We start from the raw sequence: 13163 nt of genomic DNA, 5'->3' as shown, positions 1-13163 counted from the left end.
GAGCAGGCAAAGGCATTGGCCTCATGGCCCGTGTCCTGCTGTCCAGGCCTGACACGCCTTATGGCAAGCGAAAGTTTCAAGGTCAAGAGTCGCGCTCAACGGAATGGATTGGCAAGTTCAACACGCGTGTCCAGACGCTGCTGTCCTATTCCCATGGAGACATGGGGGAGCGGCAAAACCTCAGAGAGACGCTGCATTTTGAGCCTGATGCTCAGAAATTCTGGGTGGAAATGTTCAATGCCGTTGAGGGGCTGATGGCAGAGAACGGCGCATTTGAAAATGAGAGGGAATTTGCCAACCGCTATGGGGAGCACGTTGCCAGGTTGTCTGCGCTTCGACAGCGCGGACAACGTGCACATCTGCGCTGTGCTTCTTCGGTCCGCAGTGGCACATCCTGAGATACCGGCCAACCATCAGGTCACCCGGAGCGCATGTCGTTCGACCTGCTTACGATGCGGGTCTTGACGTACGTGAGTAGGCGACGCCCATCGCCGAAAGGCTGCAAGTACGCCCGCTCGTGCCATTTGCCATTTGCCCTGAGTGACCTGGTCCCCACGTGTCGGTTCCACAGCTACGATGGAACCTGAATCGCATACCGCTACAATCAACACAGAAGAGGAAGGTGCCGGAGCTTGAGGAGGGGATGTTTGAATGGCGTTCACGCCATTTCATCATGAACTCACCATGGTAATACGGACAGTCAGGACAGGAGTCGGGTGTCGGGCTGTGGCTCAGATGCCTGCTCGGCTTGACTATACCCTTCGGGCGGTACTATTAAACTCGCTGCGGAGCACGCCCCCCTGCCGGACGGCGACTACGCTTGGGAACGGCAGCTTCGTCCCCCACTGTCGCCACAGCGCTGAGCGCCAGTTTCAGCGCCTTCTGGTCACGTTCAAGCTGCATTCTCATGTGCCGCATGAACTGCCTCGCGGTCTCGGTGTGTGGGGTGCCGGGACGAAACACGAGCACCCCCGTGAACATTACCTCGACGTCAATCGGCTTCACCACGAGCCCCCGCTCTGCGAAGTCCAGCGTCACGAGCGGATGAGCGATTCCTATACCAACTCCCGCGAGCGCCAGTTCGCATACCGTGTGCGAATACGGCGTTTCGACGACCGTCTTGAGGCGGATTTCGCGCGCCATGAGCTGCGTGTCCAGGCGCAGCCTGGTGCTGTCTTCGGGATTCAGCGCGATGAAGGGAAATTCAGGCAGATCGGCGACGGCGATGAAAGGACGCGCGGCCAAAGGGTGATGCTGATTTACCACTGCTACAGCCGGCATACGCACGAATACCGAGTGCTCCAGGCCGGCCATCGACATTTCGTCGGACATCAGGCCGAAATCCACCTGGCCTGCCGAGACCTTCTCATGGACTTCGCGCGAGCTCATCACCTGTAGCGATATCTGCACGTCTCTGGACGGCGCATCGAACGCCGCGATGACGCGAGGCAGAAAGCCTGTGCCCAGCGCCGGCAGACAGGCGATCGTCAGCCGCCCCAGCCCGTAAGACCGCAAACTGCGGATTCGATGTTCGATGACCTCGAATCCGCGGAAATACTGGTCCACCTCTCGCATCAGGGCGACGGCTTCCTGAGTCGGAACGAGCCGGCTGCGCAAGCGCTCGAACAGCATGAAGTCAGCCATGGTTTCCAGACGCCTGATGGCCTGGCTCACAGCCGGTTGCGAAATGCCGAGCAGGGCCGCCGCTTTGCTCGTGCTTCCCGCGTTCATGACCGCTCTGAACACCTCGATGTCGCGGATCCTCATAACCAGAACTTATTGACCTAATTATTTCCGATGTTGATGGAATTTCGGGCGAAAGTAAACTGCGCTGATCGATTCATCACCAGGCAATCACCGAGAGCATGATGACTAGTCATACCCAGAAAGCGCCGCAGCCATTCCGCAGCCTGTCGCCCGCCGTCATGCGGGCATCCACGGTCGTATTTGATTCTCTGGCCGAATTTACGCGCCGCAAGGAGCGGCAACCGGACGGTTATAGCTATGGCATCACGGGCACGCCGACGGCTCGCCAGTTGGAGCATCGCATTGCCGAACTCGAAGGGGGCGCGCATTGCGTGGTGACGCCCTCCGGTCAGTCCGCGTTGATGACGACCGTCATGAGTTTCGTGCGCGGCGGCGATCACCTGCTCGTGTCCGCTGCCTGCTACGGCGCGCTAAAAACATTCGCACATAACTGGCTTGCGCACTTCAACGTCGAGGTCGAGCTGTATTCGCCGGCGATCGGAGCCGAGATCGAGAAGTGCATCAAGACTAATACCCGCATGATCTGCATGGAGTCGCCCGGCACGGTGACGATGGAGATGCCCGACATCCCGGCAATCGTCGAAGTCGCGAAACGTCACGGCGTGATGACGATGATGGACAACACATGGGGGAGTCCGCTCGCTTTTAGACCGCTCGAACACGGTGTGGACTTCAGCATCGAAGCCGCGACGAAATTTTTCGGCGGCCATTCGGATCTGCTGGTGGGCTGCATCAGCATGAACGACGCGGGTTACTACGCGGCTGTGCGCGAGACGCAGAGCATTCTCGGTCAGCAGACGAGCCCGGACGACTGCTTCCTGGTGATGCGTGGTCTGGAAACGCTGAAGGTCCGGTTTGCCGCCCAGAGTGCCGCGACGCTGCAAATCGCGAGGGAACTCGAACATCACCCGGAAGTGAGCAAGGTGCTGTTCCCGGCGCTCCAGTCCGATCCCGGCTACGCGATCTGGAAGCGGGACTTTTCGAGCAGCGGCTGTCTGTTTTCCCTGATTCTCGCGCCCGCGCCGGAAGCCGCGTTCAACGCATTCTTCGATGCACTCCAGCAGTTCGCCATCGGCGCTAGCTGGGGTGGCGTGCATAGCCTCGCTGCCTACTATCCGGCTCCTTTGCAGGCTGAGCGCGCGTTCCCGCTTACCGACCAGCCTATCGTGCGTCTCTCGATCGGGCTCGAAGATCCGGCGATGCTACTTGCAGACCTGAATGCCGGTCTCGACGCGTTCAGACGAACTCGCGCAGTCGCTACGTAATATTTTTCCATTCAACTTACCCGGATTAGTGAGGACGACATGAGAACAATCAATGGACGCAGACGCGCTATCACGCTAGTGAGTTTCGTGGCGCTTTGCGTGGCATTCAGCTCGGCCGCGACTGTGCACGCAGCAGACCTGCTCGCGCAGGCGAGGGCAAACGGCACGCTGCGTGTGGCCAATACCCAGAGCAGTCCTCCGTGGAGCATGCTGGACGAAAACAATAAGCCGGTCGGCTACGACGTCGCAATTGCAAAGGAAGTCGGCAAGCGCATTGGCGTGCCGAACGTCGTGTTCATTGCAGATTCATTCAAGAACTTCGTGGAAGGGTTGAAGACGGGCAAGTACGACCTCGTGATGAACGATCTCACACCTACGCCTGAACGCGAACAACAGGTTGATTTCGGCGATCCATACGGCGTGGAGGATTTCCGTATTTTCGTACCTGTCGGCAACACGGATATTAAGGACAAGGACTCGCTTAAGGGCAAGCGGGTCGGCGTGGCCACCGGCTCCAGCAACGAATCATGGGCCCGGGCGCATCTGAAGGACTCCGATATCCGTTCATACGACAACGGGGGATTCATCTTCAACGATCTCGGCAGCGGGCGTATCGACGCGGTGATTATTTCTCACTTCGGCGGCATGAAGTACGCCAACGTCAACCACTTGCCCGTTAAGGAGGTGGGTGACCCGCTGATCTATCAGCTATCGGCACCGGCTGTGGTGAAAGGCCAACCGGCTCTGCGCGCGGCGGTCGACAAGGCGATCGCGGAGATGATGGCCGATGGGACGATGCAGGCCATTGCGAAGAAGTGGGTCGGGCGTGACTACGATATGGTCGGCATGATTGCTAAAGCCAAGGCGCAGAAGGAATAGCCATGATCGAACTTTTCATCCGCTCCCTGCCGCTGTTGAAGAGCGCGGTGCTGATGACAGTCTTCCTCGGCTTATCGTCGTTCGTGCTGGGTTCGACGCTGGGGTTGCTCGTCGCGCTGGCCCGTCTCTCGAGCATCGGCGTATTGCGCGCGTTCGCGTTCGCATACGTATCCATCTTTCGTGGTACGCCGCTGCTCGTGCAGATACTGCTCATCTATTTCGGATTGCCCCGTTACGGTGTGACACTTGACCCGGTTCCTGCAGCGCTGCTCGCGCTGACGCTGTTCTCGGCCGCGTATCTGAGCGAGAACTTCCGTTCCGGCATCAACGCGGTGGACAGGGGCCAGTGGGAAGCCGCGATGTCGCTGGGCATGGGCTACTGGAAAGCCATGTCGCGGGTGATCCTTCCTCAGGGTCTGCGTATCGCGATCCCGCCCGTCGGCAGCCGCATGATCGCGCTGATCAAGGACACGTCGCTCGCCTCGACCATCACTGTGGTGGAGTTGACCCGCGTGGCCGACCAGGTCGGCGCATCCACCTTCCGCTACATGGAAATGTTCCTGACGGTCGGTATCATCTACTGGGGCATCAATCAGATTCTCACGATAGTTCAGACGGTCCTCGAGAATCGCTTGTCGAGGCGTTATATATGAATACGGATATCAGGACGATTGAAGTCCAGGGACTGTCGAAGACTTTCGGCAATAACCCGGTGCTGCGCGGCGTCGATTTCAGTGTATCGAAAGGCGAAGTTGTCGTTGTGATGGGGCCGTCGGGATCGGGCAAGACCACGCTGCTGCGCTCACTGAATTTCCTCGAGATGCCGGATGCCGGCACGGTGACTGTGTGCGGTATCGATGTCGAATGCACTGGTTTATCGAAACTGTCGCGTGACCAGCAGAAGAAGATCCGCGCGATCCGTCAGCGCACGGCCATGGTGTTCCAGTCGTTCAATCTCTTTCCGCACAGGACAGCACTGGAAAACGTGATGGAAGGTCCGGTAAGCGTCAGGGGTGTTCCTCGCGCGCAAGCAACGGAGCGCGCAATGCGCCTGCTGACGCAGGTTGGGCTCGGCGCGAAAGCCAACGAGTATCCCGGGCAACTGTCCGGCGGTCAGAAGCAGCGCGTAGCGATCGCGCGTGCGCTCGCGATGGACCCGGAAGTCATATTCTTCGACGAGCCCACGTCCGCTCTCGATCCAGCACTGCGAGAGGATGTCCTGACCGTAATGCGCGATGTCGCCAAACTGGGCATGACGATGCTGATCGTCACACACGAAGTGCGGTTTGCGCGAGATGTTGCGGATCGGGTCGTTTTCATGGAGGGCGGAGTGGTTGCTGAAGACATGACACCGCAAGCCTTCTTTGGTGAAGGCATGAGTCCACGCGTAAGGCAGTTCCTTCATCTGATCGAGACCTGAACGTTGAGTACGCCGAGATAAATCGTCCCTGCGTACTGCCGGTCGCGCAGCGTTTCCTACAGATACGCTGCGGTTCGCCGCGATGCGCATCGGAATCGTAGCCGCGATCTGCATAGACGGCTTGCGGCTTTTGCAAGCGGCGGCCTCGATTCCCCTGTTGGCCCGCAGTTGTGCTCTAGCCCGAGGTACAGAGACGGAGCCGGCGTTAGCCTTTGTCATCATGGTGATTGCAGCGACCAGGCCGGTCCTTCGTGCTGTCACGAGGCTCCCGCCAGGTCACGCGTCGCGCTTGCCCTGCGCCCCGAACTGGTGATCGTCTGGCTGTCAGTCAGCGTAGTACCGCTTCGGGGCCTTTTTATCACAGGGCCCGCAGCAATGGTGGCTTCAGCCGATTCTGCGCTCCATGGACGCGTAGGTGCGTTATGTTGGAGCGACTGGCCTGACAGCGATCATGAATAACGCAGCGATCCGCTATCTCGGCTCGCTGATGAAAGAGTTATCTCATGAAGCAAAATATCTGCTGGTCGCAGGCGCGGTGACCGGGGGAGGGCTAACGGTTATTGCCAATGCACTCAATCCGGCCGAGCTCGCCCTTGTTCGCCAGGGATTTTCTGACGAATGCGTCGGTGCCCTCTGGCTGCCGGCCAGCGCTATTCTTCCGACCGCTACCGCGTGCGTAGCATTCGTCTTGCTGTAGACGCGTTGCAAATCGCGCTGACGCGCTCGGACAAGCACGACTGCCGGCAAACTCGTTCAAAGCGTCGAGTGCAACGGCAGTCAGCATGCGCTCTACGGGTGTCGCTCTCTAGGCCCGAGTGAAAAGGAGATGACGTGTTTCTTCCATACGCCACAGGAAGCCGTGACAGGAATCCACACATACTTTTGTCGAAGCTTGGCTACCGCAAGCATATTTACCGTCGCATCGAGTGCGGACGGTTGCCCGGATTCCTGCGTACCCCTCGCCGGCAATACTTTTGCGTGTAACGCATTGCCTGCCGAGACGATGATTGAATCGTAGCGCGGCTCGGTTCGAACCCATTGGTCGAACGCCGCGATGCAATTGACTACCGCCTCGCGGACATGGATGCGTCTGAGAAAAGCGTAGTCGGCTAGTGGTGCCGGTTTCGGTTGGGCGTGAGCCAGGTGATAGGTCCAGCAACATACGAGGAGAAAAAAAAGACTAGTGATAACCTTCATTCGGTAGCAAGCCCGCCGCGGGCACTTATCCATAGGGCAACAGGCCATGAGTATACACGCAGCCTTAAACCGACTTTCTCGACGCTTTGCCCGAAGCGGGGATGCCCAGGACAATTGCGCAGCCGCGCAGCGAGTCGGCACGGCCGGAGCGCAGCGACACTCGCATCACCGCCGGGCAAGAAGGAACTGGATACTTGCCGCAGCATGTGGATGCGTCATGCTCGTGTCGTGTTCACGAACGCATGGTGTGTTTGAAGGTGCGCCCGCTTACTCGGGCGTGACGGAGCAGGACGTGTCATCCGTAGTCGAATGCATCGCTGATCGATGGAAGCGTAGCACGCGCGAATTGCACCGTTCGCGCTCCGGGGAGAGTGTGAGATTGCAGGGCGAGACTTTCTTTCGCGGCGTACCCGTTGGCGTAACGGTGGCTCGCGCAATGGGACGCACACGTGTGCAGTTCTTCCAGGCGCGGTTGACAGATCACATCTACATGTCGTTTGTGAAAGGCTGTTTGCGGTAGAGATCTGGCGCAGAAAGTCTCGTGCTAGTATTTCAGGAGTCCCCAAGCTCCGGCGCTCCCTCGTACTGCGTTTGTCGGCGCTCGTTCTCGTGAAGGTGGCGAAGGTTCACCTCCTCTGAAATCACTCGATGCGTTTTCGCTCCAGACACATTAATTTTTCTCCATTTTCAACCAGACCACATGCGCTGCCGCGTTGGCGTTCGCGCGCCCTGGCAGCGGCTTTCTCATTGGGCTTTCTCGTCCTTGCCGCGCGAGCATTGTGGGTACAGGGAGTCAAGGACGGGTTTTATCAGAAGCAGGGGGAACTGCGACAGGTGCGGGAGTTCGGCATTCATGCGATGCGTGGGCGCATTCTCGATCGCGACGGGCGAGCGCTGGCGCTTAGCCTTCCTACACGCACGTTATGGATGGATGCGGACGGCGCGGACACGGCCTCATCGGAGCAGGCATCTGCATTGGGCAAGTTGCTTGACATCGACGCGCGCTCGATCGACGCCATCGCGGCGTCCCACAAACCATTCGTCTACCTCAAACGGCAGGTGCCCCTCGATGTTGCGAAGCGGGCAATGCTTCTCGATGTGCCTGGTGTGTATGCCCAACCGGATTACCGTCGTTACTATCCGGAAGGCAGTATCGTGGCGCATGTCACGGGTTTCGCCGGCGTCGACGGGACGGGTCTGGAAGGCATTGAAAAAGTCGATAATCGCCTCCTGACGGGTCGCAATGGCAGTCGCCGCGTGCTGCGGAACGCCAGAGGGCAGGTCATCGAAACGCTTGCGTTGCAACCTGCCGTTGCTGGCGAGGACGTGCAGCTCACCATTGATCAGCCGATCCAGTATGCGACGTTCAAGGCGCTGCGTGACGCCGTTGAGCGCACCGATGCGCATGCAGGCTCGGCGATCGTTCTGGATGCACACAGTGGCGAGATTCTCGCCATGGCAAACTGGCCGAGTTTCGATCCGAATGCGCGCCGCGGCAGAGCGGGCGAGGCTGTCCGCAACCACGCTGTCACCGATGTGTTCGAGCCGGGCTCGGTCATGAAACCCCTGACGATCGCACTGGCGTTGCAACGCAATAAGGTGTCGCCTCGCTCCGTGGTACCGACCAACGGCGGAAAGCTGCGGCTCGACGGGGCCGTGATTCACGACGACAAGAACTTCGGCACTCTGACGGTCAGCGGCGTCGTGCAGAAGTCAAGCAACGTAGGCACGACAAAAATCGCGCTGCTGATGAAGCCGCACGACATGTGGAACAATTTTCATGCTGTCGGCTTGGGCCGAGCGCCGCGCGCAGGGTTGCCGGGTGCGGCAACCGGCACATTGCGCCCTTACCAGAACTGGCGGCGCATCGAGCAGGCAACGATGTCGTACGGCTACGGTCTGTCCGCATCGCTGCTGCAACTCGCGCAGATGTACACGGTGTTCAGCAATGAAGGTGTGTTTGTACCCGCTACGATTCATCCGCAACAGGGTATGCCTGTGCATCGTCGACGCATTTATTCGCCACGCGTCGCGGCGGAGGTGCTCACCATGCTCGAGTCCGTGGTGTCCCGGGACGGTACGGCACCACAGGCAGCCGTACCGGGCTATACGGCCGCAGGCAAGACCGGAACCGCATATCGTTGGACCGCGCGCGGCTACGACCGCAGTCAGTATCGGGCGTCGTTTGTTGGCATTGTCCCGGCGCAGCATCCGAGGGTTATCATCGCGGTTTCGATCGACCGGCCCCACGTGGGCTCGCATTTCGGCGGGGCAGTCGCAGGACCAGCCTTCTCGGATATCGCGGCGAAGACCATGAATCTTCTGGGCGTGACACCTGATGACCCTGGCGCACAATTTGTGCAGGACAAGCCAAGGCCGGTCACTTAGAGGATAGAGAGGGCGCAACGGCCGTCGAATGGAGCCTTCGTCGAAAGTTGTGAAGCGGATAAGGCACTACGTGAGCAGGAGAATGAAAGCTCTCCGCAATAGACTGTGCTTCCCAAGCTTGATCTTTGCGATGGCAATGCCGAACCTATCCATGCCCGGATTCTTTCATCGCTGTGTGCGTTTCGCTATCGGCGCGACGCTCGTCGTTTCACTAGCCGTCTGCCACCACGAAGAGCCGTGGAAGCTCACGGACGTCCGGGGACATTTGCCCGATCTGGATTTCGAGCTGATCTCAGACACCGGCAAGCAGATGAGCCAGGCGAACCTGGCAGGTGATGTCACACTCGTCTACTTCGGCTACACGCATTGTCCCGACGTATGCCCGGAGACACTCGCCAAACTGGCCCAAGTGACGCATCAACTGGGCGGCGCCGCACAGCACGTGAAGATTCTGTTCGTGAGCGTCGACCCCGCGCGGGACACGCCCGCAGTGATGCATGCGTATGTCGACGCGTTCGACGCACAGCATGACGTCGGCCTGACCGGTTCCGATAGCGCGATCAAGGCGCTTGCGCAACGCTATCGCGTCGCGTACCAGGCTGACAAGCCCCGCGCGAACGGTGGATACGAGGTAACCCATAGTTCGGCGATCTACATATTCGATGCGAAAGGGCATGCGCGCCTGATCGGCGCGGACGACGATCCGGCCGACGCATTCGTCCACGATCTGCGTCAATTGGCCGACGAGACCTGACGGCAGGCGCCCGCGACGGTGCTGAAGAGGCCGCGAACGAGCCCGCGCACCCACGGTGCATTCAACAGATAGAGTCGGACGTACGTCGGAGAATCCGGCCAGATTCGCCCGGAGGAGTGCTTGTTGTCGCCTCCCGAAGTTCCACGCATACCACCGCGTTCAGCTGGTCAATAACCGGCTACGACCAGCCTCCCTATGCACGCTCAACGCAAGGTTTCCTGGCATACAAGTGTGTGGCGCCAGTAGCATCGTGGATCACGCCACCGCTTGAGCAGGCTGGACCTCCACCGTGACATGGGACAACCCCTTGAAGCGCTGGAGCACCGCATGATAGAAACGTGAATCCCGCTGTGACTCGCTGGTCGCGACCGATACGACCGCGCTCATGTGGCCCGGGCCCACCCGCCATACATGCAGGTCGAGCACCTTGTCGCCACGGTCCTCGATAGCATGGCGAACGTTCTCCGCCATGCGCCGGTCCGCATTCATGTCGAGCAGGATCGCACCGGTGTCTCGCATCAGCCCGTACGACCATTTTGCAATCACCAGTGCGCCGACGACGCCCGCGAGGGGGTCCATCCAAAGCCAACCGAACGTGCGCGCAAGTACGAGCCCAATGATTGCCAGCACGGACACCGCGGCGTCAGCCATGACGTGGATGCGGGCCGATCGGATGTTATGGTCCCGGGCCGCTGCGTTATGAGCATCGTGGCCGTGCTCATGCTCGTGCTCATGCTCTTCGAATTCGAGTTCGTGCTCGCCGTCCGGCATCCGCACGATGGCCTTGAGGGCGTGCGGCTCAGGAATATCTTCCTTCGATTCCAGATAGCCACCACGGTCCACCAGCGTAAATACCTGTTGTGTGCCGTCAGGCCGTACCGTTGTAACAGACACTGTCGACGCGTCCAGTCGAGAACCATCGGTCGCTGGCGTAATGCGGAACACGGGAGGAACGCCGTCTTCGAAGATGGAAACGGCAAACACACCAGACGGAGTAAAGATCTTCTGCGCCTCGTCTTCATAACCATGCCCGTGATGGTCGCCAAGCAGCCACGCGCTCGCCAGGTTGACGAACAGGCCGACCACCGCGATGGGAATCGCTTCGCCGAATTGAATCGATACTGGCGATAGAAAGCGCAACACAGCCTCGTACCCAATCAGCACTGCGATCATGGCAAGTACGATGGCACTCGTGAAGCCCGCGAGATCGCCAAGCTTGCCAGTACCGAAAACGAAGCGGGGGTCGGCAGCATGCTTACGCGCGTAGGTGTACGCGATGGCTGCAATCAGCATTGCTCCAGCGTGCGTCGACATGTGGAGACCGTCTGCAACAAGCGCCAGTGAGCCAAACATATTGCCGCCGATGATTTCGATCAGCATCATCGCGCTGCACAGCGCAATGACCGCCCAGGTCCTGCGCTCGTTCTGCTCGTGAGCCGCGCCGAGAAAGATGTGGTCGTGTCCTGCGCCGAACGCCGAGTCTTTGAAATCACTCATGTTCTGCTCTACTTGAAATAGCTGTGAACGACTTCGATGAGCTGGTCAGTCGCGCTGCCGGCCAGCTCCTTGTGGGTTTCGGCATCGACGAGATGCGTGCGGATATGATCCTCGAGCACTACCGCCAGCAGGCCATTCATCGCGCCGCGGCAACTGGTTATTTGCTGCAAGACGTCGATGCATCCTCGCTCTTCCTCAAGCGCCCGCTCGATGGCTTCCACTTGCCCCTTGATGCGGCGGACCCGGTTGAGAAGCTTCTGTTTCTCACGAATGGTGTGGCTCATGAACGACCTCCTATATACCTCAGGAGAGTATATGCCAAGATAGGGTAGGGGGGTATTCTAATAATGCCTATCGTGAGCATCAGCATGGTCCGAACTGCGGACACACTGCGATCAGGCATGGCGATCACACTGACTATCTGCACGATGGCCACCTGCACCATCCCCATGGCGATCACGTGGACGAGCACCGGCTAGAGGTGAGCGCAAAAAATCCGGATCGATGTACTTCCAATTGCGGCGGTCATGAGCCGGGACATGTCCACGGGCCGGCATGCGGCCACGAAGCAGTACCGCATGGCGATCACGTCGACTACCTGGTCAACGGCCACCTGCACCATCCGCACGGCGATCATTGCGACGACCACGGCCCGGTTGCGCTCGCCTGAGTGCCCGGCGCCAGGCTGGCGAAGTACCTCAATGCGATTGAGGACGCATGGTGCCAGGTTACTGCCTGGGTGGACACACCTTACTGCGTCCACTCAGGGAACGGGTCGGTAAATTTGCGCCACGCGAGTTCATCACGGGCCAGTCGTCCTCGCTTAGCAGGCAGGCGTCAAAGGACGCGCGCAAGGCTGCCTCGTCCATTCCGGTGCCGATCAGGACCAGCTCCTGTTGACGATCCCCGAAACGCTCATGCCAGCGGCTTCGGATGATCGCCCGTGCTTCGGGTTCCTGCGGCCAGGCGTGCCTGGGCACGGCCGCCCACCAGGTCCCGGCCCGTCCGTGACGCGAGATCGCGCCGGCTTGCGACCATTCCCCGACCGCATGGTTGCGCGAGGCCAGCCAGAAATACCCCTTCGAGCGCACGACGCCCGGCCACTCGCTCTGAATCCAGTCGAAGAAACGCTGCGGATGAAACGGACGACGCGCGCGGTAGACGAAGCTGGTGATGCCATATTGTTCGCTTTCGGGAATGTGTTCGCCGCGCATCTCCTTGAGCCACCCAGGCGCTTGCGCAGCGGCTTCGAAGTCGAACAGGCCGGTATCGAGAACCTGCCCGATCGGCACCTGGCCAAAGCGGCTTTCGACGATCTTCGCGCGGGCGTTCAGCACCCGCAGCACGCCTTTGAGCAACTCCAACTCGCTTGCGCTCACAAGGTCCGTCTTGTTCAGCACGATCACGTCGCAAAACTCGATCTGCTCGGTCAGCAGATCGACCACGGTGCGGCGGTCTTCCCCGCCCATCGTTTCGCCGCGATCCGCCAGGAAGTCGTGGGAACCGTAGTCGTGCACAAAGTTATAGGCGTCGACGACCGTCACCATCGTGTCCAGGCGAGCGATATCCGAGAGGCTGTGACCTTGTTCGTCGCGGAACGTAAAGGTTTCCGCCACCGGCAAGGGCTCGGATATGCCCGTGGATTCGATCAGCAGATAGTCGAAGCGCTTGTCCCGCGCGAGCCGCTCGATCTCGATCAGCAGGTCCTCGCGCAATGTGCAGCAAATGCAACCGTTGCTCATTTCGACGAGCTTTTCGTCGATGTGCGAGAGCTGGCTGCCGCCGTCACGAATCAGTTGAGCGTCGATGTTGACTTCCGACATATCGTTCACGATGACGGCCACCCGCTTGCCTTCGCGGTTATTCAGGACGTGGTTCAGGAGCGAGGTCTTGCCCGCACCGAGAAAGCCGGACAGTACGGTGACGGGGAGCTTGTGCATGGGAAAAGTGAGGCCTCAAACATGGTGAAGAAGATCACATGTATCGACACAGGCAG

General features: G+C 59.6%; 12 protein-coding genes and 1 pseudogene. 8 read left to right on the top strand and 5 right to left on the bottom strand.

Going from position 1 to position 13163, the window contains the following annotated elements; translation table 11 throughout:
• Nucleotides 1-14: 14 nt before the first annotated feature.
• A complete protein-coding gene (locus HV770_RS15275) occupies nt 15-398 on the top strand; it encodes a DUF3987 domain-containing protein (RefSeq protein ID WP_281366220.1) in 384 nt (127 codons plus the stop codon).
• A 376-nt stretch (nt 399-774) separates the two neighbouring features.
• Here HV770_RS15275 and HV770_RS15270 read toward each other — a convergent pair whose 3' ends face one another.
• Nucleotides 775-1767, bottom strand: a complete 993-nt coding sequence (locus HV770_RS15270) for a LysR substrate-binding domain-containing protein (RefSeq protein ID WP_246290928.1) — start codon at nt 1765-1767, stop codon at nt 775-777.
• 101 nt (nt 1768-1868) lie between these two features.
• Between HV770_RS15270 and metC the strand changes: the two genes are divergently transcribed.
• The 5 genes from metC (at nt 1869) to HV770_RS15245 (ending at nt 6028) form a co-directional block, all read left to right on the top strand.
• A complete protein-coding gene (gene metC / locus HV770_RS15265) occupies nt 1869-3032 on the top strand; it encodes a cystathionine beta-lyase (RefSeq protein WP_175161119.1) in 1164 nt (387 codons plus the stop codon).
• A 39-nt stretch (nt 3033-3071) separates the two neighbouring features.
• Nucleotides 3072-3911, top strand: a complete 840-nt coding sequence (locus HV770_RS15260; RefSeq protein ID WP_175160826.1) for an ABC transporter substrate-binding protein — start codon at nt 3072-3074, stop codon at nt 3909-3911.
• Between the two features lie 2 nt (nt 3912-3913).
• Nucleotides 3914-4564, top strand: a complete 651-nt coding sequence (locus HV770_RS15255) for an amino acid ABC transporter permease (protein ID WP_175160823.1) — start codon at nt 3914-3916, stop codon at nt 4562-4564.
• Complete coding sequence (locus tag HV770_RS15250) at nt 4561-5331, top strand: amino acid ABC transporter ATP-binding protein (protein WP_175160822.1); 771 nt, start codon at nt 4561-4563, stop codon at nt 5329-5331. The genes HV770_RS15255 and HV770_RS15250 overlap by 4 nt, the downstream gene beginning before the upstream one ends.
• 415 nt (nt 5332-5746) lie before the next feature.
• Nucleotides 5747-6028 carry a putative Na+/H+ antiporter gene (locus HV770_RS15245; RefSeq protein ID WP_281366219.1) on the top strand — a complete coding sequence of 94 codons (282 nt, stop codon included), beginning with the start codon at nt 5747-5749 and terminating at the stop codon, nt 6026-6028.
• Between the two features lie 92 nt (nt 6029-6120).
• Here HV770_RS15245 and HV770_RS39720 read toward each other — a convergent pair whose 3' ends face one another.
• Nucleotides 6121-6528 (bottom strand): BspC domain-containing protein, encoded by a 408-nt coding sequence (locus tag HV770_RS39720; RefSeq protein WP_425497427.1) that lies wholly within the window; start codon nt 6526-6528, stop codon nt 6121-6123.
• A gap of 648 nt (nt 6529-7176) precedes the next feature.
• Here HV770_RS39720 and HV770_RS15240 point away from each other — a divergent pair.
• On the top strand, nt 7177-8916 hold the full coding sequence (locus HV770_RS15240) for a peptidoglycan D,D-transpeptidase FtsI family protein (RefSeq protein WP_246290924.1): 1740 nt from the start codon (nt 7177-7179) through the stop codon (nt 8914-8916).
• A 151-nt stretch (nt 8917-9067) separates the two neighbouring features.
• Entirely contained in the window at nt 9068-9670 is a 603-nt protein-coding gene (locus HV770_RS15235; protein WP_175161117.1) for an SCO family protein, read from the top strand.
• Nucleotides 9671-9925: 255 nt separating this feature from the next.
• Here the strand turns inward: HV770_RS15235 and dmeF are convergent, their stop codons facing one another.
• From dmeF to zigA, 3 genes and pseudogenes are all read right to left on the bottom strand, one after another.
• Nucleotides 9926-11167: a CDF family Co(II)/Ni(II) efflux transporter DmeF gene (gene dmeF / locus HV770_RS15230; RefSeq protein ID WP_175160820.1), complete on the bottom strand. Its 1242-nt coding sequence runs from the start codon at nt 11165-11167 to the stop codon at nt 9926-9928.
• A gap of 8 nt (nt 11168-11175) precedes the next feature.
• Nucleotides 11176-11451: a metal/formaldehyde-sensitive transcriptional repressor gene (locus tag HV770_RS15225; RefSeq protein ID WP_175160818.1), complete on the bottom strand. Its 276-nt coding sequence runs from the start codon at nt 11449-11451 to the stop codon at nt 11176-11178.
• 466 nt (nt 11452-11917) lie between these two features.
• Nucleotides 11918-13107, bottom strand: a pseudogene (zigA, locus tag HV770_RS15220) (zinc metallochaperone GTPase ZigA).
• Between the last annotated feature and the right edge of the window lie 56 nt (nt 13108-13163).

Source organism: Paraburkholderia fynbosensis, from assembly GCF_902859935.1.
GTDB lineage: Bacteria > Pseudomonadota > Gammaproteobacteria > Burkholderiales > Burkholderiaceae > Paraburkholderia > Paraburkholderia fynbosensis.
Note: the sequence above shows the minus strand (reverse complement) of the source record. Positions and strands in the feature narration are given on the sequence as shown.